Source organism: Sagittula sp. MA-2 (genome assembly GCF_030126985.1).
Lineage (GTDB): Bacteria > Pseudomonadota > Alphaproteobacteria > Rhodobacterales > Rhodobacteraceae > Sagittula.
In genome coordinates, this window is record NZ_CP126145.1 from 1,487,154 (window position 1) to 1,511,004 (window position 23,851).

Sequence of the window (23,851 nt, forward strand, 5' to 3'; positions counted from 1 at the left end):
GTCTTCCCGGCTGGCGGGCTCAGGCGGTGCCGTTGTCGTCCGTGGCGGCCATGCGCGCCAGCACCGCGACGGCCATGGCCCGCGTGACCCGCTTCTTGTGCGCCAGCGACGCCTCGTCCAGCGCCGCCACCACCGCCCGGGCAGCGGCGTGGCTGCGCGGCATGTGCCGGGTAAGATACGACAGCACCTCCGGCCCCGGCGTGATCTGGCGGTCGGCGAACTGCTTGGCCAGAAGCGCGGTCAGAAGCGCATCGTCCGGCGCCCCCAGCCGCGCCACCTGCGCCCCCATGATCCGGCTTTTCAGGTCGGGCAGCACCAGCGGCCAGAGCGTCGGCTCCCGCTCTGCCGTCATGAGAAGCGAATGCCCCTGCGCCAGAACGAGGTTGTGCAGGTGGAAGAGCGCCTCTTCGGCCGGACGGTCGCCCGCGATCTGCGGCACGTCTTCGACACAGACCGGGCCAGAGGCGAGGTCGGGGATCTCCGCCTCGGCCAGTGTGTCGGCGCCGACGATGCGGGCGCCCGAGAGCTTTGCCCAGACATGAGCGAGATGCGTCTTGCCGGATCCGCGCGGCCCGCAGATCACCATCTTGGCGCCGGGCCATTCCGACCAGCGCTCCACCAGCGCGACCGCCATGGCGTTGGCCTCGCTGACAAAGAAATCCTCCCGCCCGAGCGCCTCTCGCGCGGGCAGGGGAAGCGGCAGTTGCTTGGATCCCGTCACCGGGTGTCACGCCCCGGCTGGCTGACGGTCAGATGCGCCGTCGCCTGCGTCATCTCCGGACCGCCGACGCGCTCCGTGGCCGAGACCGACTCTGCGTCGTTTCCGGCAAACCCGAGGTACAGCTTCGATTCGCGGTAACGGTCGCCGAGGAAGCGCACGATCACGCCCATGGCGGCGGCAAGCGGCACCGCCACCAGAAGCCCGATGAAGCCGAAGAGCGCGCCGAAGACCGACAGCGCCAGCAGCAGCCACACCGGGTGCAGCCCCACCGAACTGCCCACAAGGCGCGGCGTCACGATGTTGCCCTCGATGAACTGGCCGGACTGGAAGATCGCCCAGACCGCGACGATCCACCACCACTCGCCCCAGAACTGGAACAGCGCGAGGCCGATGGCCAGGCCGCCGCCCACGATGGCGCCCACGTAGGGGATGAAGGTCAGGAAACCGGCCACGACGCCCACCACCAGCCCGAACTGCAGGCCAACGGCCCAGAGCAGCACGGCATAATAGGTGCCGAGGATCAGCATCACCGACCCCATGCCGCGGATGAACCCCGCCAGCACGCTGTCGACGTCGCGGGCCAGCTTGCGCACCGTCTCGCGGTGATCCAGCGGCACGAGGCTGTCGATCTGCGCCACCATGTTGTCCCAGTCGATCAGCATGTAGACCGCAACGACCGGCACGATGAGGAACAGCATCAGCACGTTCAGGAGCGATCCGACCGAGGCCAGCGCCGTCTCGGCCACCGCGGCCCCCTTGGTCTTGATCGTCTCGCCCAGCGAGGCCAGCGACTGCTGCACCACGCCGCCGTCGGTCATCATGTTCGGGAACTTCTCCGTCAGGAAGGCCTGCAGGTCGCGGAAAAGCTGCGGCGCGGTCTCGAACAGGGCGGTGGTCTGCCCGATCAGCATCGGGATGATCGCCACCGTCAGCACCACGAAGATCAGCACCGCGGCGACGGTGATCACCCCCACCGACGCGCCGCGCGACAGGCCCGCCCGCTCCAGCCGGTCGGCCACCGGGTCGAGACAGTAGGCAATCGCCCCGCCCAGCACGAAGGGCAGCAGGACATTGCCGAGGAACCACAGGGTCACGGCGAAGATCGCCGCGGCGATCCCCCAATATTTCAGCTGCTTTCGGACCGGCAGGGCCATGGGCGCTCCTTTTGCTGCGCTGCCACAATCGCCCGCGCAGACGCCGGTTTCAAGGCCGCAGGCGGGGTGTGTCAAGTCCGATATGCCCACCTGACAATTTCGCCGGGACAGGCTAGCAGTTTTTGCATGACCAGCCCCCTGCGCCCTTCCGCGGCGGAATGCGCGCCGCTTCCGGCCCTCGACGCGGCCGAGGCCCTGCGCCGCGTCGCCGCCATCGCCGAGGCGCCGGACATGGAAACCGCCTGGGCGGACTTCGTCGCCGCCGCCCGCGCCATGGGGTTCGAACGCATCAATTACGGCTACACGCGTTACCGCACAGGGGCGGGCATTGGCGACCCGGCGGATGCGATGTTCCTCTCGACCCATGCGCTTGAGCAGGTGATCGCCTTCCACACCACCGGGCTTTACCTGCAGTCCGCCGACTACCGCTGGACAAGGGACAACTGCGGGGCGTGTTCGTGGGGCTGGGTGCATCAGGAGCGCGCCGCCGGGCGCCTGTCTGCGCAGGAGATCCGCACCATGGACAAGCTGGGCCGCACCCGCGCGGGCTATACCGTCAGCTTTCCCGTGGGTGCGCCGCGCTCGAAGGGGGCGATGGGTCTTGCCGCGCCCCGGGACGTGCCGCAGGAGGCGGTCGATGCCCACTGGCAGCACCACAGCGATGCCCTGCTGGCCCTGACGCACATTGCGCATTTCAAGCTCAGCCAGCTTCCGCTGCCGGTCGCCGCCGCACAACTGACGCCCCGCCAGCGCGAATGCTTGCAATGGATCGCCGACGGCAAGACGCAGGCCGACATCACCCAGATCACCGGCATGGCCGCCTCGACCGTCGAACGCCACCTGTCGCGCGCCCGCGACCACCTGAGGGTGGAGACCACCGCGCAGGCCATCGCCAAGCTCGCTTTCCTCAACCAGCTCTGGGTCACCCAACTGGACGAGGCGCCGTGAGACCAAGGGGCAGGGCGGCGCGTCCGGCGATTTTCAAAAAACATTAAACAAAGACAGAGGATTAACAGCCCCTCCTGACCGCAATTCAACCCTGCGATTCCCCCATGATCGGCGGTTTTCGGTCGTCCGGCGCGGGAGTCTGGCGACCTTCCGCGCACACACCTGCTCGTGATCCCGGAGCGCTTGGCGCATCGGCCACCGCCATGCTTAAATCCGTCCTGTTGCTGCCAAAACCATTTGTTCCATAGGTGCCTTCGATGCCCAGACCGCCCCTGTTCGTCTTCTTCGTGCTCGCTTTGTCGACGCTCATCACCGCCGTCGGTTACGCCGAATCCGACGGCCGCCACGCCGCCGTCTCCGCCCCCTCTGCCGGAGCACTGTCGGTAGAGGTCGCCCCCCGTTCGCCGTACCCCGGCAGAACGGGCTGAGCGGACCGTCCCGCGCGCCCCGCCTTTCCCGACGGACGGCGGGCGACGCTTTACCCCATGCGGGTTTTGCGCCATTCCCAGCGGATGGCGCTTTCTTTTTTCCATGGGGCAGAGGGCATGACGGGTCCACGCACGGCAGGCATGGGGCAGGGCTGAGATGCTCTTCCTGACGATCTGGCCGCTCTTCGCGCTGATCTGCGCGGGCTTCCTCCTCGCCCGCAAGGGGTTCCCCGCCGAAGGCTTCTGGCCGGCGGCCGAGCGGATGAACTATTTCGTAATGTTCCCGGCGCTGCTGTTCTCCAGCCTTGCCCGCGCGCCGATCCGCGACCCGGAGGTACTGCGCCTCGGTGCGGCGGCCATGCTGACCCTGCTGATCGCGGCGGCGCTGCTGGCCCTGGCGCGCTGGCTCAGACCCGCGCCCGCTGCCCGCTTCGGCCCGGCGCTGCAGGGCGTGCTGCGGTTCAACACCTACCTCGGCGTCGCCGCGACCACGAGCCTCGCCGGACCCGAGGGCCTGTCCCGCGCGGCGGTCTACCTCGCCATCGCCGTGCCGCTGGTGAACCTCCTGTCGATCCTCGCGCTCAGCGAGGGCGGGGCCACGGGGCGCTGGCGCAGGCTGGTCCGGACGATCTTCACCAACCCGCTGATCCTCGCCTGCCTTGCGGGCATCGCGGTGGCGCTGGCCGGGACCGGGCTGCCCTTCGGCTCCGGCGCGTTTTTCTCGCTTCTCGCGCAGGGCAGCCTGCCGCTCGGCCTCCTGTGTGTCGGCGCCGCCCTCCAGCCGCAGGCGCTCAGGCAGGACATGACGGCGCTGGTGGGGATCGGTGCGCTGCGCCTGCTGGCCATGCCGGTGCTTGCCACGGTCATCGCGCTCCTCATGGGGCTCGAGCCCGTGTCGGCGCTGATCCTCGTGATCTTCTCCGCCATTCCGACCGCGCCCACGGCCTACGTGCTGACGCGGCAACTGGGCGGCGACGGGCCCTTCATGGCGGGGATCATCACCTCGCAGACGCTGGCCGCCGTGCTGACCTTGCCGCTGGTGGTCTGGCTCTTCGGGCTGATTGGCGGCAACTGACCGCCCGCAGCCCGTCAATTCACCCGGACGGGGGCTGCGCAAACGCCACCCGCAGGCCATGCACCGCCAGAAGGCTTGCAAACCCCCCGCACGAGCCTCTAAACCGCGTGGAAACCCTCTTTTGCAAGGTCCAGACCCGATGCGCCTCAGCCGCTACTTCCTGCCCGTCCTCAAGGAAACCCCGTCCGAGGCGCAGATCGTCTCGCACCGGCTCATGCTGCGGGCCGGCATGATCAAGCAGGCGCAGGCGGGGATCTATTCCTGGCTGCCGCTGGGCTTCAAAGTCCTGAAGAAGATCGAGAACATCGTCCACGAAGAGCAGCAGCGCGCGGGCCACATCCCGCTCCTGATGCCGACGCTGCAATCGGCGGACCTCTGGCGCGAATCCGGCCGTTACGAGGCCTACGGCGAAGAGATGCTGCGCATCACCGACCGTCACGGCCGCGACATGCTGTACGGGCCCACGAACGAAGAGCTGATCACCGACATCTTCCGCAGCTACGTGCGGTCCTACAAGGACCTGCCGCTGACGCTCTACCACATCCAGTGGAAGTTCCGCGACGAGATCCGCCCGCGCTTCGGCGTCATGCGCGGCCGCGAGTTCCTGATGAAGGACGGCTACAACTTCGACCTCACCAAGGAAGACGCGCTGCACGCCTACAACCGGCACCTCGTCAGCTACCTGCGCACCTACGAGCGCATGGGCCTGCAGGCGATCCCGATGCGCGCCGACGGCGGCCCGATCGGCGGCGACTACACCCACGAATTCCTCGTGCTGGCGGAAACGGGCGAGTCGGAGGTCTTCTACGACAGCGAGATCACCGATCTTAAGTTCGGCACGCGCGACATCGACTTCGACAGCGTCGAGGAATGCCAGTCCGTGCTGGAGGAGTTCACCTCGCGCTACGCCCGCACCGACGAGACCCACGACGAGGCGCTGTTCAACCAGATCCCCGAAGAGCGCCGCCGCTCTGCGCGCGGTATCGAGGTCGGCCAGATCTTCTACTTCGGCACGAAGTATTCCGACGCGATGAACGCGGTGGTGCAGGACCAGTCCGGCGCGCAGGTGCCGGTGCACATGGGCTCCCACGGGATCGGCGTCAGCCGCCTGCTGGGCGCGATCATCGAGGCGTCGCACGACGACAAGGGCATCATCTGGCCGGAAGGCGTGACGCCCTTCCATTGCGGCATCGTCAACCTCAAGCAGGGCGACGCAGAGGCTGACGCCGCCTGCGAAGCGATCTACCTCGACCTGGTGAAATCCGGGCTTGAGCCGCTCTACGATGACACCAACGAACGGGCAGGGGGCAAGTTCGCCACCATGGACCTGATCGGCCTGCCGTGGCGGATCACCGTCGGCCCGCGCGGGCTGAAGAACGGCGTGGTCGAACTGACCTCCCGCCGTACAGGCGAGAGCGAGGAGATGCCGCCCGAGCAGGCGGTGGAACGCATCCGCCAGATCTACGCCAACCACTGACCGTTGCCGCGCAGGCCCGCGTGCCGGGCCTGCGCTCTCCCTGCAACCCCTGTGCGCCTCTCATTGCCGACCCGCTTGATGCGGCGCGGCAGGCGGCCTTATGCTGGCCGTAAAAAACGGCAGGAGCAGAGGCAATGATCGGGCGGGCACTGGCACTCGCGGGCGGCTTGACGGGCGCGGTGGGCGCCTCGCAGTTCCCCGAATTCTCGCAGCAATACATGCAGCGCCTCGGCGGCACGGTGGACGAACTCGCCCGCCAGATCGACCGTTACGAGGCCGATGCGCAGGCGGTCGACATGACGCTGGACGACTACCTCCGCCAGTTGGCCGCCGAAGGGCCGCTGGCCCGGACGCAGGCCGGCAACATGGCCGAGGACATCGCCCGCCACGTCCGCCTGACAGAGGCGCTGACCACGCTGGAGGGCGCAGGCCCCTTCATGCGCGCGCGGCTCGCCAGCTACATGGGCGACCGGGAAATCGCGGAACGCGCCTTCGAGGTCTTCAAACCGGCGGTGCCGGCGACCTTCGAAGGCGCTGTCTTTGCGGGAACGGGGTTCTTCGCGGGCTGGCTGGGGCTCAGCCTGCTCTTCGGGTTCCTCGCGCGGCTCTGGGCCACGGCACGGGCGCCCTTCCGCCCGCGCCGGACGACCCGCCGCGGGTATGGCTGAGGGGACGCGCCCCGGGTCAGGCTTCCGCCTGCGCCACCGCCTCGACCTCTGCCACGATGCCGTCGACCACCGCCAGCAGCAGGGCGTCGTCCTCGCATTCGGCCATGACCCGGATCAGCGGCTCCGTCCCCGACTTGCGGATCAGGAGCCGGCCCTTGCCGGTCAGCCGCGCCTCCGCGTCGCGGATCACCGCCTGCACCTTCTCGGACTCGAGCGGCGCCACACCCGGCCCGAAACGCACGTTCTTCAGCAGCTGCGGCACCGGCGCAAAGCTGCGCGTCAGCTCCGAGGCGCGGCGCCCGGCGCGGACCATCTCCGCCAGAAACTGCAGGCCCGCCATCAGCCCGTCGCCCGTGGTGGCGTAGTCGGTCATCACGATGTGGCCCGACTGCTCGCCGCCAAGGTTGAAGCCGCCAGCGCGCATCCGTTCCACCACGTAGCGGTCTCCGACCGCCGTCCGCTCCAGCCGCAGGCCGCGCCCGTAGAGGAACCGTTCCAGCCCGAGGTTCGACATCACCGTCGCCACAAGCGCACCGCCCTTCAGACGGTCTTCCTGTGCCCAGCGGTCTGCCAGCAGCGCCATGATCTGGTCGCCGTCGACCACCGATCCGGTCTCGTCGATCAGGATGATCCGGTCGGCGTCACCGTCGAGGCACAGCCCGACGTCCGCGCCATGTGCCACGACCGCCTCCGCCGCCGCCTCCGGATGGGTGGAGCCGCATTTGGCGTTGATGTTCAGGCCGTTGGGGCTGGTCCCCAGCGGCACAACGTCGGCGCCCAGTTCCCACAGGACCTCGGGCGCGGTCTTGTAGGCGGCGCCGTTCGCGCAATCCACCACCACCTTGATCCCGTCGAGCCTCAGGCCCGAGGGCAGGGTGCTCTTCACCCGCTCCTGGTAGCGGAAGCGGCCGTCGTCGATGCGCTTCGCCCGGCCGATGTTCTGCGGCTGCGCTCCGTGCACGCCGCCCTCGACCAGCCCCTCGATCTCTGCTTCGACCGCGTCGGACAGCTTGAACCCGTCGGGGCCGAAGAACTTGATGCCGTTGTCGTCTGCCGGATTGTGGCTGGCGGAGATCATGATCCCGAGGTCGGCGCGCATGGAGGTCGTCAGCAGCCCCACCGCCGGTGTCGGCACCGGCCCCAGCAGCAGCACGTTCATGCCCGTCGAGGTCAGGCCCGCGGTCAGCGCGTTCTCGAACATGTAGCCCGACAGGCGGGTGTCCTTGCCGATCACCACGCGGTGCACCCCGCCGTGTTCGTTGCGGAAGTGGCGGCCCACCGCGGCGCCTAGCGCCACCGCCAGCTCGACGGTCATTGGATAGGTGTTGGCCTTGCCTCGCACCCCGTCGGTGCCGAACAACTTGCGGCTCATGTCTTGCCTCTCCCTTGTATGGCCCGCAGCATCGTCAGCGCCTGCGCCGTCTCTGCCACGTCGTGAACCCGGACGATCTGCACGCCCTGCGCCGCCACGGCCAGCGCACAGGCGACCGAACCGGGCATGCGCTCGGCGGCCTTCTCGACCCCGGTGAGCTTGCCCACGAACCCCTTGCGCGACGCCCCCACCAGGATCGGACAGCCAAGCCCGTGATAGAGCGACACGTTCGCCAGAAGCGCGAGGTTGTGATGCATGAGCTTGCCAAAGCCGATCCCCGGATCGACCACGATGTTGCTGCGCGGCATCCCGAGGTCTTCGAGCTTCAGGATCTGCCGTTCGAGGAAATCGTAGACGTCCAGCAGCACGTCCTCGAACTTCGGATCGTCCTGCATCGTCTCCGGCTCGCCCATCATGTGCATGACGCAGACCGGCAGGTTCCGCTCGGTGCAGAAGCGCGCCAGCATCGGATCGTAGACGAAGCCCGAAATGTCGTTGACCAGCCGCGCCCCCGCATCGACCGCCGCCTCTGCCACGACCGACTTGCGGGTGTCGATGGAGACCGGCGCCGCGATCTCGCTCGCGATGGCGCGGATCACCGGCTCGACGCGGGCAATCTCGGCCTCGCGCGGGACGGTCCTTGCGCCGGGCCGCGTGCTTTCGCCGCCCACGTCGAGGATGTCGGCCCCTTCCTTCACCAGCGCCCGCGCATGGTTCAGCGCGGCGGCAGAGGACTGGTACTGCCCGCCATCGGAAAAGCTGTCGGGGGTGACGTTGAGGATGCCCATGACCCTGCAGCGGTCCATCGCGACCCCGGCGACGGGCGCGCGCGGCGCACTGATGCGGTCGCGCCACTCCTGCGGCACCGCCTCCAGCGGCACGGTCCGGGGCGCCTGGCCACGGTCGTACTTCACCGCCTGGTCGAACCAGCCCGGACCGCCGGCGACAGGAAGACTGTGTCCCTCCGGCTCCGGCGCGTCGAACCGGACGAGTGGCCTGTAGTAGGATCTGCTCATGCCGCCCTCACTACCCGATCCGGCGCCCTTTGCAAGATCGTGGGGCGGGTGTCACAGCAGCGGTGCGCCGGTCTCTACCCTGCGCAACGGCACGGGCGCGGTTTCCGGCAGGCTTTCGCCGACAACCAGCAGCTCGGTGGCCTCGATCTCGCCCGCAAACCAGGCAGACAGGGCGACCGCATCGCGGGGCGAGCCCTTCGGCGGTTCGGTGGCATCCAGCACGATCTTCGATGGCGCCCAGACGCAGGTCTGGCCGTTCTTCATCGCCCAGTCCAGCTCGGTTCGGGTAGAGACCACCTTGCAGCGCAGGTCCCGCGCCGCCAGCCGCCAGGCGTTCTGCTCGATCGCCAGCAGGTCGACCCGGCGCTGGGTCATCCTGTGGCCGGTTTCCAGCGGTGCCTCGGCGGGCAGCCCGGTGGTCAGGATCACCGGCGCCCCGTCCGCCACGAGGTCGTCGATCCAGCGCCCCAGGTCGGGGTGTGCGATGGCGTCGTTCGACAGGTAGACCACGCGCGGATGCGGCCGGGCGGAGGCCGCGTCCTCTGCCAGCGCATCGAGGTGGGCTGCCACGTCCTTGCGGGCGCGCACGATCTCGACGCCAAGCGCGCCGGGCCCGCGGTCCAGCTTCTCGATCCGGACGAAGGCGCGCAGCGCCTGCGGCTCCAGCAGGATTCTCTCGGAAATGCGTTCCGCCAGCGTCTCAAGCAGGTTCAGCCGTTCGGCGGCGAGTTCGTGGGCAATCGCCTCCGTCACCCGGTCGTAGGACAGGATACGGTCCACGTCGTCGTCTATGGTGCCGGTGAAGGGCGCGACCTCGACCACCACGTTGAACCGCAGCCGCTGCGTGATGCCGCGCTCCGCCTGAAAGGCGCCGATCTCCGCCTCGACGATATGGTCGCGCAGGGAAATGCGGTCGCGCGGCGCGTCGCCTGCGGTCGCAATGGCGCGCTCGGACGGATGGGCAAAGGCAAGGCGGACTTCAGAGGCCATGTCGACTCCCGATTGGTGGTGGGGCCCACCTATAGGGCCCATTCCGCGGGGATGGCAGGCCGAAAGCGGCAAACGCCGACCTGTGGCGGCATCCTGCACGGCTGTTGACGGTAGTCGACGGGCGGGGAAGTGCCGCCGCTCAGCGCGGATTGCGGTAGAAGATGTGCTGGCCGATGTTGGCCGTCTTCATGAAGGTGCGCGACCACTTCGGGCGCACGGCGTTGGTGTGGTAGTAGGTCGCCCCCTGCGTCAGCGTGCGCGGCGCGCCGTTCAGCATGACCTGCGCCACCTTGCCGACCCGGTTCCACGCGGCGGGCTCGTTGATGCGCTCGGGGTTGCCGTCGCAGGTATAGGTGAACTGGCAGCCGTATTTCTTGCCGGTGCCCTGTTTCACCACGCCGCAGACCGATCCCGGGAAGCGCGGCGAGGACACGCGGTTCATGATGACCTCGGCCACCGCGAACAGGCCCTGCACGCTTTCGCCGCGGGCTTCGAAGTACAGCGCCTCCGACAGGCACTGCCATTCCGCGCCGCCGGTCGAGATGATCGGCTGACGCGCCAGCCAGTCGTTGGAGTAGGTGATGCCGCCCGCGCCCTGCGCGCCGGCGACCGGCGTGACCAGTTTCTCCAGGTGGCCGTTGCGCGCCCGGGCCAGCGCCTTGGTCTCGAGCGAGACAAGCGTCTTTGCCTTGAGGACGGCATCGGCATGGGCCGGGGCGGAAATGGTCGAAGCAATTGCCAGGCCGATCAGGGCGGCAGCACGGAAGGCACGGATCATCGCGGCGGTCTCTTTTTACGGGAACGTGGCCCCGATCCATGCCGGGACGGCGCGGTACGTAGCCAATTTCCCGAAATTCGTAAACATCGCGATCCGGAGACGCGGATTCTTGCCGCCCGATGCGGCCAATCTGCGACTTGTCCACCGCTTTTGTCGCAGGCCGTCTTGCAAATTCCGCGACCACATCGCCAGCGCGACGAGCGCCGGGCGACTCGGGGTAAGCCCCCATAAACCTTGGGCGACTCGTGTTAAGGTTGCTTTACGTTGGGGAGGGCTCAGGAAGGCGGGCAAGCCCCCATGTGTCACATGCGCGGAGGTTTGCGCACACCCTGGGCGGAAAGTGCAAATTGTGCCGCGGCCAGCCGTGCGACCGGCACCCGGAACGGCGAACAGCTGACATAGGTCATGCCCACCGCGCGGCAAAAGGCGATTGATTCCGGGTTGCCGCCGTGCTCGCCGCAGATCGACAGGGTGACACCGGGGTTGGATGAGCGGCCGCGCTCCACACCGATGGCCACCAGCTCGCCCACGCCGTCGAGGTCGAGCACGTGGAAGGGGTCCTCGCTGAACACGCCCTGCTGCACGTAATCGCCCATGAAGCGGCCCGCGTCGTCGCGCGACAGCCCGTAGGTCATCTGCGTCAGGTCATTGGTGCCGAAGGACAGGAATTGACAGTGCGGAGCGATCTCGTCGGCGCGCAGGCAGGCGCGCGGCGTCTCCACCATCACGCCCAGCCGGTAGGTGAAATCGCGCCCGCGCTCGGCCCGGACCTCGGCGGCCACCGCGTCGATGCGCGAACGCAGTAGTTCCACCTCGCGGTTCGCGCTGACCAGCGGCAGCATGATCTCCGGCACCACCGGCGCCCCCTCGCGCGAGGCGTCGAGCGTCGCCTCGAAGATCGCGCGCGCCTGCATGTCGTAGATCTCCGGCACGGTGATCCCCAGCCGCACGCCGCGCAGGCCTAGCATGGGGTTGTACTCGCCCATCGACTCCACGCGCCGCGTCACGTCCGACACGGGCAGGTCCAGCGCCTCCGCCAGGTCGCGCAGCCCCGCGCGGTCGGTCGGCAGGAACTCGTGCAGCGGCGGATCGAACAGCCGGATGCAGACCGGCAGCCCCTCCATGATGCGGAAAAGCTCTGTAAAGTCGGCACGTTGCATCGGAAGCAGGATGGCAAGCGCCGCCTGCCGGTCCTCCGTCGCATCGGCAAAGATCATCTCCCGCATAGGCGTGATGCGGTCGGCTTCGAAGAACATGTGCTCGGTCCGGCACAGGCCGATCCCCTGCGCCATGAAGCGCCGCGCCGTTGCCGCGTCGGCGGGCGTGTCGGCATTGGCGCGGACACCGATGTCGCGCGCCTCGTCGGCCCAGCCCATCAGCGTCTGGAACGCATCGTCGAGCGCGGCCTCCACCATGTCGGGGCTGCCCTCCAGCACTTCGCCCGCGGTGCCGTCCAGCGTGACGATGTCGCCCTCGCGGAAGGTGCGGCCGTCCTCGGCGAGGATCGTCTTGCGCTGCAGGTCGATCTTCATCCGCGCCGCCCCCACCACGCAGGGCAGGCCCAGCCCGCGCCCGATCACCGCGGCGTGCGAGGTCATGCCGCCGCGCTCCGTCAGCACGGCCACGGCGGCGTGCATGCCCCGGATGTCCTCGGGCGATGTCTCGCGCCGGACAAGGATGCAGGTCTCCCCGCGCGAGGTGCAGGCCAACGCCTCCGCCGAGGAGAAGACGATCCGGCCCGTCGCGGCCCCGGGCGAGGCGGCGATGCCGCGCCCGATCACCCGACGGTCGGCGCCCGGCGCCACCTGCCGGTGCAACAGTTCCGAGATCGCGCCCGGCTCGATCCGCATCACCGCCTCCTGCGGCGTGATGATCCCGTCCTCCACCAGCCGCACCGCGATCCGCACCGCCGCCCGCGACGACCGCTGGACGCGCATCCCGTCGAGGATATGCACCTGTCCGTTCTGGATGGTGAATTCGATCTGCATCTCGGCGCGCAGCTTGCGGCGCATCAGCTCGGCGTTGGCCTTGAGCTGGTGGAAGGCCTCCGGCGCCAGCTCTTCCAGCGAGGGGCCGCGCGGGTCCTTTTCGAGGAACAGGCTGGTGTTGCGGTGCTTCAGCGCCTCGCGGCCCTGGCTCTGGCTCAGGTAACGCCCGGTGATCTGCGGCAGCCCGGTGTCCGAATCGACCAGCTGCAGCACACCCGACCCGCATTCGCCCTTGCCCAGACCCGGCGCCATCTCCTGCACCACAAGGCCAAGCCCCGCGTCCACCGGCGCGCCCTTCGCCTGCCGCAGCAGCCGGGCCGTCGTGCCCTCCCACGCCCGCGCCATGGAGCGCAGGACCTCCCGCAGCTGCACCGCCGGGTCCTGGGGGAAGACCTCTTCGGCCTCCTCCTCGTAGGCGGCGAGCGCGGCAGAGAGTCCGGCCTGTCCCACATCCTCGATCTCGTCGAAGAGGTCGGGGTCGAGCCGCGCGACGTGGATCGCGTAGCCCTGCACGAACCGCATGTAGAGCGAGGCAGAGGCATCGTGCCCGATACTTTCCGTCAGCGCCACGTAGCGCGCGTCGTTCATGCCGATGTTCAGGACCGCGCCGGGACCGCCCCAGTCGGGATCCTCCGACGAGGGCCGCACGCACAGAAGCGCGTCGGGGTCGAAGTGCGCCAGCAGGGCGGCCATGTCCGGCATCTGCCCGGCTGCGATGCGATGCACCTCGGCAAAGGACAGGGCGACGGTGCGCGGCACCGGCAGGTCGAGCCGCACGAGCCGCTGCAGGCACTTCGCCCGCCCGCCATGCGTGGGCGTCGCCATCGGCGCGCTCGGAGTGATGAGCGTGACGTCAGGGTTTTCGGAGAACGCTTTCTGCACTGCAGCACCTGTCTTGGATGCGCGCAGAATACGGAGTGACAGTCATATGACAAGATGGGCTGTCGTCGCGGGCGGGAATGCGTGACGCTGCGTCGTTCTGACGGGTGGTCTCGCCTTGCTTGCGCAAGGCGATCCGCCGGGGAGAGGCGCCGCTTCCCCCCGGCCCCCCCTCCTGCCATGCCCCGTCCGTGGGGCGACAGGCCGGGGCGGGCCTCAGCCCTCGATCTTCGTCAGGTCGGCCACCTGCAGGCAGGTCTGGCGGATGCGGCTCAGCAGGTTCAGGCGGTTGCGGCGCACCACGGAATTGTCGGAGTTCACCTGCACCGCGTCAAAGAAGGCGTCGATGGGCGCCCGCAGCGTGGCCATGGCCTCCATCGCGGCGGTGAAATCCTCTGCCTGCATCGCCGGGGCGATCTTCTTGTCGGCGGCATCGAGCGCCTCGAACAGCGCGCGTTCCTCGTCTGTCTCGGCGAACTTCACGTCCGCGCCGAAGGAATATTCGACGCCGTCCTTTTCCTCGGCCTGCGTGAGGATGTTGTTGGCCCGCTTGAACCCCTGCACGAGGTTCCTGCCGTCTTCGGTCTGCATGACCGCGGCCAGCGCCTCGGCCCGCTTCACCAGCAGGGTGAGGTCGTCGCTGTTCGGCATGGCGAGGCAGGCGTCGATGACGTCATGCGGAATACCCTCGCCGCGCAGGTGGACCTTCAGGCGGTCGTGGATGAAGGAGAGGAGGTCGTCGGACACATCAGGTTTGTGGTTCTCGATGGCTTCGACCCACTCCGGCGCCTCTTCCTTGCGGGACTCGAGCAACGTGCGCACGGCCGAACCGAAGACGCCGTGCAACGCGATCTCCGAAAGGAGCGTATCGCTGAGTTCGCTGTCTTTCGTGTTTGACGGCGCAATCTTGTGGCGCAGCAGTTGCGCGTCGATGAACCGGTCGAGGTGCAGCCGCAACCCGTTCACCAGCACCAGCCGGATCACCCCCAGCGCGGCGCGGCGCAGGGCGTAGGGGTCCTTGGACCCGGTGGGCTTCTCGTCGATGGCCCAGAAGCCGGTCAGCGTGTCCAGCTTGTCGGCCAGCGCCACGGCGACGGAGGTGGGGGCGGTGGGCACGTCGTCGGACGGGCCCAGCGGCGAGTAATGTTCCTGGCAGGCGGCGGCGACATCGGCGGGCAGGCCGGCTGCCTCCGCGTAGTAACGGCCCATCAGGCCCTGAAGCTCGGGGAACTCATAGACCATTTCCGAGGACAGGTCGGCCTTGGCGACCTCCGCGGCCAGCTGGGCCTGGTCGGCTTCTGCATTCACCTTCGGGGCGAGGGCACGGGCCAGCGCGGCGATCCGTTCGATCCGGGCCTTCTGGCTGCCCAGCTTGTTGTGGAAGGTCACGTTCTCCAGCCGGTTGGTCCAGGCGGTCAGGCCCTCGTCCTTCGCCACGCGCAGGTCGTTCTCCCAGAAGAACTTCGCATCCGACAGGCGGGCGGCCAGCACCTTCTGGTTGCCCGCAAGGATGGTGGCGCCGTTGTCCGCCGTCTCGATGTTGGCGACGGTGACGAACTTCTCGATCCGGCCGGTGGCGGGGTTCTTCACCGAAAAGAACTTCTGGTGTTCCTTCATGGAGGTCTGCAGCACCTCTGGCGGCAGCCCGAGGAAGGTGTCGGCGATGTCGCCCATCAGCACGACCGGCCATTCCACGAGACCCGCGACCTCCGCCAGAAGGCTCTTGTCCTCGACAACTTCAAGGCCCTGGGCAAAGGCCATGTTGGTGGCGTCGTTCCAGATGTGCTCGGCGCGTTCCCCGGCCGAAAGGACCACATGCGCGCGCTTCAGCTTCGCGGCGTAATCGTCGAAGGAGGTGACCTCGAACGGCGCGCCGCCCATGAAGCGGTGGCCCTCCGTGGTGCGGCCGGCGCGGATGCCGTCGATTTCCAGGTCCACCACGTGTTCGCCGCCCTCGTCGCGCATCAAGCAGAGGATGCGGTGCAGGGGGCGGACCCAGCGCAGGCTGCCCGCGCCCCAGCGCATCGACTTGGGCCAGGGAAAGCCGCGCACTGTCTTTTCGAGCTGCTCGGCCACGATGGCCTCTGCCTTGCGGCCCGGGGTGGTGACGGTGGCGTAGTAGAAGGCGCCTTTCTTGTCCTCGCGCTCCTCGAGCTGGTCGCGGGTGACGCCCGCGCCGCGCATGAAGCCTTCGAGCGCCTTGTCCGGCGCGCCGACCTTCGGGCCGCGGCGCTCTTCCTTCAGGGTGGGGCTTTCGGCGGTCAGCCCCTCGACCGTCAGGCAGAGGCGGCGCGGCGTGTGGAAGGCCGCGGCGGAGGCATAGGTCAGACCGGCCTCGACCAGACCGTCGGTCATCATCTTCTTCAGGTCCTCGGCCGCCCGCGCCTGCATGCGCGCCGGGATTTCCTCGGAAAAGAGTTCGATCAGAAGGTCGGGCATCGTCTCACCACAGCTTTGGCCCGCGCCTTGGCGGCACGGGCTTCGTCGTTGCAGCGGTGTCTAGCGGGCCAAGCAGGGGGTCGCAAGCGGAGACGGTGCCGCCTGCGACCCGGGCGGGGTCAGGCTGTGGCTTCGTTGAGCTTGCCCTCGGCTTTCAGCTTGGCGCGGCGGGCGAGGGTCATGACGTCCTTGCCCTCGTAGCGCGGCAGCACGCGGTACCAGCCTTCCACGGCGTTCTCGACGGCGAAGGCCAGAAGGCCAAGCGCCACGATGCCCAGAAGGATGCGCCCGTAGGCCATGGAACGGAGCTGGTGCAGGGCGTCGCCCACGCCGCCGGCCTCGCTCGGATTGGTGGTCATCGCCGCCACGATGATCGAGATGCCGATGAGCGAGATCACCACGCCCTGCGCGATGCAGCCGAACTTGCAGACCGGGTCGAGCTTGCGGGCGGTCGGCGTGACGCGGATGTGCTCCTTGTACTTCTCGGCCCAGCCCTTGTGCATGTAGTAGATGCCTGCGCCCAGCGTGCCGAGGCCGACGGCCCCCACGAGCCATGGCCCGAACGGCATGGTCATCAGCTTCTGGGTCATCGACTGGGTGCCGCCTTCGCCGCCGCCGCTGCCGCCCATGGCGGTCGCCGCGACCGAGACGCCGATGGCGCCGTGGATCAGGCCGGTGACGACAAGCCCCGCGCGGGCGATCATGCCCTTCGCGTCGGTGCCGTAATCCTCCAGGTCCATCCAGGCGTCGACCAGCCGCCAGGCGAGATAGGCCCAGAGACCCACGGCGATCGCCCAGAGCGCGGCCACGCCCCAGGCCTGTCCGCGCAGGTCGGCGAGCGCGTCGGTGGTGCCCTGCGCCTCGCCCCCCTTCACCGCGGCCATGAGGGCCAGACCGCCCACGACCACGTAGACGGCGGCGCGCGCGAAATATCCGGTGCGCATGACGGGCGGAACCCAGGCGGGGGCTTTTTCGGACATGGTCGATCTCTCCTTTGTTGCAGGGAGAGCGCTTGGCGGGGCGATAAAGTTCCGTGGAAGTTGTGGCAGGCCCGGGTTTCGCCGCGCTTACCGCGCGGCGATCCGCGGGGGAGGCGCTGCCTCCCCCGGACCCCCTCCGAGGTATTTCTGCCAAGATGAAGGGGCAGGGGGGATGCGGTGGCGCGGCTTTGTTCCGGCGGGCGCGGTGGGGCTGCCGGGCGGTGGCGGGCCGGGTGCCAGTCACGGTGCCAGGATCAGTCGCGGACGGGGCAGTCCTCGCCCAGGGGCGTGCCGTCGTAGGCCTTGTCGCCGCACTCGTTGACCTCTTCCCAGACGTAGCCGTGGCCGTCCTCGGTGATCGCGACGACGCGGTCGATGCCGTATTCGATGTTGCGCTGACCGGCGAAGACCAGGGCGCGGCCGGCCCCGATGTCTTCGGCAATGGCCTCCGCGTCGAAGCAGGTGAACCATGCGGGCGCGTTGCGCGGGACGGCGCCCTCGTAGGGTTCGTAGGTCTCGGTCAGCATCGCCAGCGACAGGGTCGTGGTAAAGCAGGCGCGGTAGCGGATCGGCGAGCTGTCGGCGTCGATGGCCTCGAAGTTGTCGTAGAGGATCGCTTCGGGGGCGTCGGTGACCATGTTGGTCAGCAGCACGTCGTCGCGGCCCGTCGCCTGCACCGGCTCGTAGTAATAGTAGACCTGCGTGTAATAGACGACCGCGCCGAAGATCAGGGAGACGAGCACGATACCGATCCCGATGACCTTGCCGCTCATGCCGCCGCGCCGCTGTCGTAGCCGCCCGCGGTGGTGGTGACGAAGGCATCGGCGCACATCTTGGCCAGCGCGCGGACGCGGCCGATATAGGCCTGCCGCTCGGTGACGGAGATCACGCCGCGGGCGTCGAGCAGGTTGAAGATGTGGCTGGCCTTGATGCACTGGTCGTAGGCGGGATGCGCCATGACGATGCGCTTGCCGGTCTTCGGGTCCTCCGCGTCGCGCGCGAGGATGGCGGCGCATTCGGCCTCCGCCTCTTCGAAGTGGCGCAGCAGGAGCGCCGTGTCGGCGGTGTCGAAGTTGAAGCGCGAGTATTCCTCTTCGGTCTGGCGGAAGACGTCGCCGTAGGTCAGCGCGATGGGCGACTGCGGGTCGTTGAACGGCATCTCCATCACGTGGTCGACGCCGAGGACGTACATCGCCAGCCGTTCCAGCCCGTAGGTCAGCTCGCCGGAGACGGGATGGCAGTCGTGGCCGCCGACCTGCTGGAAGTAGGTGAACTGGCTGACTTCCATGCCGTCGCACCAGACCTCCCAGCCCAGCCCCCAGGCGCCCAGCGTCGGGCTTTCCCAGTCGTCTTCCACGAAGCGGATGTCGTGCAGCGCCATGTCGATGCCGATCGCCTCGAGGCTGCCGAGGTAGAGCGCCTGAAGGTCCGGCGGGGACGGCTTGATGATGACCTGGTACTGGTAATAATGCTGCAGCCGGTTGGGGTTCTCGCCGTAGCGCCCGTCGGTCGGGCGGCGCGAGGGCTGCACGTAGGCGGCGGTCCAGGGGCGGTTGCCAAGGGCGCGCAGCGTGGTTGCCGGGTGGAAGGTGCCGGCCCCGACTTCCATGTCGTAAGGCTGCAGAATCGCACATCCTTTCGACGCCCAGTAGGTCTGGAGTCGCAGGATGATCTCCTGGAAGGAGGCGGGTTTGTGCAGGCTCTTTTGCTGGGTCTCGGACATGGCTGGCTTCCTCGCGGCGCTTGGGCGTCTGATTAGGCGGCAACAGGCGTGGGGTCAATGCGCCGCCTCACGTCATTTTCACGTGCACACAACGCGCGATCTGGTAAGGGTGGCGAAATTTGGGCAGCACGAGAAGGCCGACGACACCGATGCCAAGACATCTGATTTCCCTTGTTTTTGCGCTGGTTCTTTTGGGGCAGGGCGTTCACGCGCAACAGGAAGAACGGTTCTTCATCCAGGTCGAGGCGCGCACGTCGCTGGCCGGGGCGCAGTCGAGTGTCCGCCAGTTTTCCCAGCGGTTGAACAATGTGAACGGGTTCTCGCTTGGCGGCGGCTGGTATGGCGTGGCCGTGGGCCCCTATGCCGACCGCAACGAGGCAGAGGCCTTCCTGGGCGAGCTGATGCGCTCCGGCGCGATCCCGCCCGACAGCTATGTCGAGACCTCGCGTGTCTATGGCCGCCAGTTCTGGCCGGTGGGGGCGCAGGTCGATCTGGACGCGCCGCAGGATGCGCAGGACACGACCGCCGAGGCCCCCCAGCCCGAGGTCCAGCCGTCGCAGGACGACGCCGCGCCGACCGACACGGCCCAGGCGCCCGCGACCGAGGAACAGCCGCTGACCGCCGACGACCTCGCCGCCGCGCTCGCCGAAGAGGAGCAGCCCGCACCGGCGGAGCAGCAGCCCGCGCCCGCACCGGAACCGCAGGCCGCGCCGGAACCGGCCGCCCCCGCGATCCCCGAGGAAACCCCGCGCGAGGCCCGCGCCTCCGAGGCGGAGCTCGACCGCGAGGCGCGCGACATGCTGCAGATCGCGCTCCAGTGGGCGGGCTTCTACGAGGGCCGCATCGACGGCGCCTTCGGCCCCGGCACCCGGCGTTCGATGGCCGGTTGGCAGGAGGCCAACGGCTACGAGCCCACGGGCATCCTGACCTCGCGCCAGCGCGCCGCGCTTCTGGGCCAGTACAACGCCGTGCTCGACGGCATGGGCATGGCCGACCGCGTCGACCAGCGCGCGGGCATCGTCATGCAGATGCCGCTTGGCGTTGTGGAGTTCGACCGTTACGAGGCGCCCTTCGCGATCTACGGCTCCAGGACCGACCTGCCGGCGCAGGTGCTGCTGATCTCCCAGCCGGGCGACCGCGACACGCTGAACGGCCTTTACGAGATCATGCAGACGCTGGAAATCGTCCCCGTCGAGGGCGAGCGCCGCCGCGACAACGCGGGCTTCCTGCTGACCGGGGCGAACTCCCGCATCGTCAGCCACACCGAGGTCGGGCTGCGCGACGGCGAGATCAAGGGCTTCACCCTTGTCTGGCCCGCCAACGACGAGGAGCGCCGCTCGCGCGTGCTGGCGCTGATGCAGGACAGCTACCAGCGCATTCCCGGCGTGCTCGACCCGGCGACGGTGTCGGACGACGGCCAGTCGGTCGACCTCGTGTCGGGCCTGAAGGTGCGCACGCCCAAGGGCAACGGCTCGGGCTTCTTCGTGGCGCCGGGCGGGGCCGTGCTGACCTCTGCGGACGCGGTGGCCCAGTGCGAGCGCGTGACGATCAACGGCAGCTACACCGCGCAGGTGGTGGCGCGCGATGCGTCGCTGGGCGTGGCGCTGCTGCGGCCCGAGGAAACCCTGGCCCCCCGCCGCGTGGCGCAGTTCGCCACCGGCACGCAGCGGCTCCAGTCCGAGGTCGCGGTGGCGGGCTTCTCCTTCGGCGGCGTGCTGACCGCGCCGACCCTGACCTTCGGCACGCTGGAAGACACCCGCGGCCTGTCCGGCGAACCGCAGGTCAAGCGCCTTGCGCTCTCGGCGATGCCGGGCGATGCGGGCGGCCCGGTCTTCGATGCAGGCGGCTCCGTCATGGGGATGCTGCTGCCGCGCGAGACGGACGGCGGACGGCAACTGCCCGACCAGGTGAACTTTGCCGCCAAGGGCGAGATGATCCTCGACTTCCTGCGCGCCAACGGCGTGACCGCGGGCAGCCAGGTGTCCGGCGGCATCATGGAGCCCGAGGACCTGACCGCGCTGGCGACCGACATGACCGTGCTGGTGTCCTGCTGGTAAGACGCCGCGACCCGGGGCAGGGCGGCGCAAAGCCCCGCCCTGCATGCCGTGGCACCAAAGACAGATCGGAGGCCTCCGTCCCGACCGGGCGGGGGCCTTTCTGCATGACAGGCGTCAGCGCAGGAACAGCCGCCTGAGCGCGCCCCACTGGCTCAGGAACACGCCCGCGAGGATCAGCACCAGCGCCACCAGAAGCGAGGCGCGCAGCGGCTCTCCCAGCACGATCACCCCCAGTGCGACGGACCACAGCGGCACCTGGTAGTTCGTCAGGCTCATGAACACCGGCCCGGCAGAGCGGATCACCAGCACGCGCAGCAGGTTCGCCCCCGCCGTCGGCACCAGCCCCAGCACCGCCAGCACCACGAGCGTCTGGCCCTGCGGCAGCGGCGGCGGGCCTTCCTGCACCCAGGCCAGCGGCAGCACGAAAAGCGCGCCGATCACCAGCGGCACCGCCGCCAGCCCGATGGCGTCGATCGGCGGCAGCCGGCGCATCGCGACCGAGCTTATCGCATAGCAGCAGGCCGCGCCGAGGCAGGCGAGCCTCCCCCACGGCTCCATCGCGTCGCCGCTGGCCTGCAGCGCCTCCGGTCCGATCAGCACCACGACCCCGGCAAAGCCCACCGCGAACCCCAGCGCCCGGCGCGCCGTCATCCGTTCGCCCGGCACGAGGACATGCGCCAGCGGCAGCACCATCAGCGCAACCGCCGCCATGCTGACGCCTGCAAAGCCCGAGGTCGCGTATTGCTGGCCCCAGCCCAGCAGCATGAACGGCAGGCCCGAGGACAGCACCCCGATCAGGATCAGCGACGGCCAGTTGCGCTTGGCCGTCAGCCACAGCGCCCCGCCGCGCACCGCCCAGACGGCGAGCGTCAGCAGCGCAGCAAAGCCGATGCGGTAGGCGGCCAGCCAGAACGGCGTGATGCCCTGCAGGGCAATCTCGATGAAGAGGAAGGTCGCACCCCAGACAAGGCCGAGGCTCCCGACCATGGCCCAGCTTCGGGGCGTGATCTCTGGTGTCATTGGGGCGCTATAGCGGGCGGGTCATGCCGCGCCAAGGCCCCGCACGGGCGGCAAAAGGGGCGGAGGTCTTCCGCCCCCTCGGGGTCATGTCAGCCGCGCAGCCGGTGGTGCAGGATGATCGGCACCACAAGGTCCTCCTCGTCGGTCAGGTGCCGTTCGAGAAAGCCCGTCAGCGACGTCACCGTGTCGTGCAGCGGCCCGGCCTCTTCGGTCATCTGCGCGGGGTCGAGCGTCTCCAGCGCGATCACCCGGTTGGCCTGCCGCGTCAGCCGGTCCAGCGTCTCGTCCAGCGTGGCGTGGTCGCTTTCCAGCATCTCCAGCCCGCGGGCGAACCGCGGATCGGCCTCTTCGAGTTCCGGGAAGAAGCTGCGGTCCTCCCAGGTGTGATGCCCGTGCAGGCTCACCACCAGCCGGTGCCCGAAGTACCCCAGCCGCTCCGCGTAGAGGTCGGCGGGCGTCTCCTTGTCGAGGAACCGCTCCGTCTCGGCCTTCAGGAGCGCGCCGGTGTGGCGAAAGCCCAGGTGTGCGCCCATCCAGTTGCGGGTCGCTTGTTTCAGGCCCGGGTGATCCAGCCAGCCGTCGCGTGGCAGGTCCCGATAGAGGGTCCGCATTTCGGGCGGAAGCCCCTCGCGCGTGTTGATGTCGTAAGTCATGACCGGAAGATGGTAGGGGTGTTATGGTGTAACAACTTCGTGCCCGCGCACAGAAGCTATGACCGGAGCGCACCGATTTCGCATCCGCCCGGGACGAAGGGTTAACGCGAAAAAATCGCGCGCAACGGGGGGTTCAGACCGACTCGGGGGCAAAGATTAACAACCGGCCGGGAATCGGGGTCCAATCGGCCGGTTCACCCCTTACAGGCGGTTAAGGTCGCTGAACGCTTTCTGCCGCCGTGGTGTAGCATCGAAGGCGACACACCGCATTTGGTGCCGCGCCTGCGCCGTGCGCCGCGTTAACGTCACCGCGCGCTGCCGTCACGGTTAACGGCGAGACGCAAAAGGGCGGCCCGAAGGCCGCCCCGCATCGAGGTCTGCAAAAGACCTCAGTTCTTGGACTTGTCGACCATCTTGCCGGCAGAGATCCACGGCATCATCTCGCGCAGCTTCTCGCCGACCTGCTCGATCTGGTGCTCGTCGTTGATCCGGCGGGTCGCCTTGAAGAACGGCTGGCCCACGGCGTTTTCCTGCATGAAATCACGCACGAATTTGCCGGTCTGGATGTCCGTCAGGACCTCCTTCATGCGGGCCTTTGTCTCGGCGTAGGGCAGGATGCGCGGACCAGAGACGTACTCGCCGTACTCGGCGGTGTTCGAGATGGAGTAGTTCATGTTCGCGATGCCGCCTTCATAGATCAGGTCGACGATCAGCTTCACCTCGTGCAGGCACTCGAAATACGCCATTTCCGGCTCGTAACCGGCCTCGACCAGCGTTTCGAAGCCCATGCGGATCAGTTCCACAAGGCCGCCGCACAGCACGGCCTGCTCGCCGAACAGGTCGGTTTCGCATTCCTGGCGGAAGTTGGTCTCGATGATGCCCGAGCGGCCGCCGCCGATGGCCGAGCAGTAGGACAGGCCGATTTCCAGCGCCTTGCCGGTGGCGTCGTTGTGCACGGCCACGAGGCAGGGCACGCCGCCGCCCTTGGTGTATTCGCCGCGCACGGTGTGGCCCGGGCCCTTCGGCGCCATCATGATGACGTCGACGCCGGCCTTCGGCTCGATCAGGCCGAAGTGCACGTTCAGGCCGTGTGCGAAGGCAATGGCGGAGCCTTCCTTCAGGTGGTCGTGCACGTATTTCTTGTAGGTCTCGGCCTGAAGCTCGTCGGGCATGGTGAACATGATGACGTCGCACCATGCTGCCGCTTCCGAGATGCCCATGACCTGCAGGCCTTCGGCTTCGCACTTCTTGGCGGAGGGCGAACCCTCGCGCAACGCGATGGCAACGTTCTTTGCGCCAGAATCGCGCAGGTTCAGGGCGTGGGCGTGGCCCTGGCTGCCGTAACCCAGGATCGCGACCTTCTTGTCCTTGATCAGGTTAACGTCGCAATCGCGGTCATAGTAAACGCGCATGTGTCTTCTCCTCTGTGATGGCGGGCACAATAGCCGCGGTATGGTGAGAGAGTTTTCGTTTTTCGGGTAAATT

General features: G+C 68.4%; 20 protein-coding genes. 6 read left to right on the forward strand and 14 right to left on the reverse strand.

Going from position 1 to position 23,851, the window contains the following annotated elements; translation table 11 throughout:
* Window positions 1–19 precede the first annotated feature (19 nt).
* Both QNI11_RS07465 and QNI11_RS07470 read right to left on the reverse strand, forming a co-directional pair.
* Window positions 20–721 carry a DnaA ATPase domain-containing protein gene (locus tag QNI11_RS07465; RefSeq protein WP_283982929.1) on the reverse strand — a complete coding sequence of 234 codons (702 nt, stop codon included), beginning with the start codon at window positions 719–721 and terminating at the stop codon, window positions 20–22.
* Entirely contained in the window at window positions 718–1,875 is a 1,158-nt protein-coding gene (locus QNI11_RS07470; protein ID WP_283982930.1) for an AI-2E family transporter, read from the reverse strand. The genes QNI11_RS07465 and QNI11_RS07470 overlap by 4 nt, the downstream gene beginning before the upstream one ends.
* 126 nt (window positions 1,876–2,001) lie before the next feature.
* On the opposite strand from QNI11_RS07470, the gene QNI11_RS07475 reads away from it, so the two are divergent.
* The 5 genes from QNI11_RS07475 to QNI11_RS07495 all read left to right on the forward strand — a co-directional run bounded on the left by QNI11_RS07475 (window position 2,002) and on the right by QNI11_RS07495 (window position 6,471).
* A complete protein-coding gene (locus QNI11_RS07475; protein ID WP_283982931.1) occupies window positions 2,002–2,823 on the forward strand; it encodes a helix-turn-helix transcriptional regulator in 822 nt (273 codons plus the stop codon).
* Window positions 2,824–3,080: 257 nt separating this feature from the next.
* Window positions 3,081–3,251 carry a hypothetical protein gene (locus QNI11_RS07480; RefSeq protein WP_283982932.1) on the forward strand — a complete coding sequence of 57 codons (171 nt, stop codon included), beginning with the start codon at window positions 3,081–3,083 and terminating at the stop codon, window positions 3,249–3,251.
* A 157-nt stretch (window positions 3,252–3,408) separates the two neighbouring features.
* Complete coding sequence (locus QNI11_RS07485; protein ID WP_283982933.1) at window positions 3,409–4,326, forward strand: AEC family transporter; 918 nt, start codon at window positions 3,409–3,411, stop codon at window positions 4,324–4,326.
* Window positions 4,327–4,465: 139 nt separating this feature from the next.
* The gene (gene proS / locus QNI11_RS07490) at window positions 4,466–5,803 is read left to right on the forward strand and encodes a proline--tRNA ligase (RefSeq protein WP_283982934.1); all 1,338 of its coding nucleotides are present in this window, start codon (window positions 4,466–4,468) and stop codon (window positions 5,801–5,803) included.
* A 134-nt stretch (window positions 5,804–5,937) separates the two neighbouring features.
* On the forward strand, window positions 5,938–6,471 hold the full coding sequence (locus QNI11_RS07495; RefSeq protein ID WP_283982935.1) for a DUF2937 family protein: 534 nt from the start codon (window positions 5,938–5,940) through the stop codon (window positions 6,469–6,471).
* 16 nt (window positions 6,472–6,487) lie between these two features.
* Here QNI11_RS07495 and glmM read toward each other — a convergent pair whose 3' ends face one another.
* The 9 genes from glmM to QNI11_RS07540 form a co-directional block, all read right to left on the reverse strand.
* Entirely contained in the window at window positions 6,488–7,843 is a 1,356-nt protein-coding gene (glmM, locus tag QNI11_RS07500) for a phosphoglucosamine mutase (RefSeq protein WP_100927130.1), read from the reverse strand.
* Window positions 7,840–8,859 carry a dihydropteroate synthase gene (gene folP / locus QNI11_RS07505; protein ID WP_100927129.1) on the reverse strand — a complete coding sequence of 340 codons (1,020 nt, stop codon included), beginning with the start codon at window positions 8,857–8,859 and terminating at the stop codon, window positions 7,840–7,842. Before folP ends, glmM begins: the two co-directional genes overlap by 4 nt.
* A gap of 51 nt (window positions 8,860–8,910) precedes the next feature.
* Window positions 8,911–9,849, reverse strand: a complete 939-nt coding sequence (locus QNI11_RS07510) for a dihydroneopterin aldolase (RefSeq protein WP_283982936.1) — start codon at window positions 9,847–9,849, stop codon at window positions 8,911–8,913.
* 139 nt (window positions 9,850–9,988) lie between these two features.
* Window positions 9,989–10,627 (reverse strand): cell wall hydrolase, encoded by a 639-nt coding sequence (locus tag QNI11_RS07515; RefSeq protein WP_100927127.1) that lies wholly within the window; start codon window positions 10,625–10,627, stop codon window positions 9,989–9,991.
* A 302-nt stretch (window positions 10,628–10,929) separates the two neighbouring features.
* Window positions 10,930–13,440, reverse strand: coding sequence for a putative PEP-binding protein (locus QNI11_RS07520; protein WP_306418223.1), 2,511 nt, complete (start codon window positions 13,438–13,440; stop codon window positions 10,930–10,932).
* Between the two features lie 270 nt (window positions 13,441–13,710).
* The gene (gene glyS, locus QNI11_RS07525; protein ID WP_283982937.1) at window positions 13,711–15,933 is read right to left on the reverse strand and encodes a glycine--tRNA ligase subunit beta; all 2,223 of its coding nucleotides are present in this window, start codon (window positions 15,931–15,933) and stop codon (window positions 13,711–13,713) included.
* A 119-nt stretch (window positions 15,934–16,052) separates the two neighbouring features.
* Entirely contained in the window at window positions 16,053–16,913 is an 861-nt protein-coding gene (locus tag QNI11_RS07530) for a DUF1206 domain-containing protein (protein ID WP_283982938.1), read from the reverse strand.
* Window positions 16,914–17,167: 254 nt separating this feature from the next.
* On the reverse strand, window positions 17,168–17,686 hold the full coding sequence (locus QNI11_RS07535) for a DUF6446 family protein (RefSeq protein ID WP_100927123.1): 519 nt from the start codon (window positions 17,684–17,686) through the stop codon (window positions 17,168–17,170).
* A complete protein-coding gene (locus QNI11_RS07540) occupies window positions 17,683–18,636 on the reverse strand; it encodes a glycine--tRNA ligase subunit alpha (RefSeq protein WP_283982939.1) in 954 nt (317 codons plus the stop codon). The genes QNI11_RS07535 and QNI11_RS07540 overlap by 4 nt, the downstream gene beginning before the upstream one ends.
* 149 nt (window positions 18,637–18,785) lie before the next feature.
* On the opposite strand from QNI11_RS07540, the gene QNI11_RS07545 reads away from it, so the two are divergent.
* Window positions 18,786–20,693: a trypsin-like peptidase domain-containing protein gene (locus tag QNI11_RS07545; RefSeq protein ID WP_283982940.1), complete on the forward strand. Its 1,908-nt coding sequence runs from the start codon at window positions 18,786–18,788 to the stop codon at window positions 20,691–20,693.
* Window positions 20,694–20,807: 114 nt separating this feature from the next.
* On the opposite strand, the gene QNI11_RS07550 is transcribed toward QNI11_RS07545, so the two are convergent.
* From QNI11_RS07550 to ilvC, 3 genes are all read right to left on the reverse strand, one after another.
* Complete coding sequence (locus tag QNI11_RS07550; protein ID WP_283982941.1) at window positions 20,808–21,713, reverse strand: DMT family transporter; 906 nt, start codon at window positions 21,711–21,713, stop codon at window positions 20,808–20,810.
* Between the two features lie 89 nt (window positions 21,714–21,802).
* A complete protein-coding gene (locus QNI11_RS07555; RefSeq protein ID WP_283982942.1) occupies window positions 21,803–22,366 on the reverse strand; it encodes a hemerythrin domain-containing protein in 564 nt (187 codons plus the stop codon).
* 389 nt (window positions 22,367–22,755) lie between these two features.
* A complete protein-coding gene (ilvC, locus tag QNI11_RS07560) occupies window positions 22,756–23,778 on the reverse strand; it encodes a ketol-acid reductoisomerase (protein WP_100927119.1) in 1,023 nt (340 codons plus the stop codon).
* Window positions 23,779–23,851 lie beyond the last annotated feature (73 nt).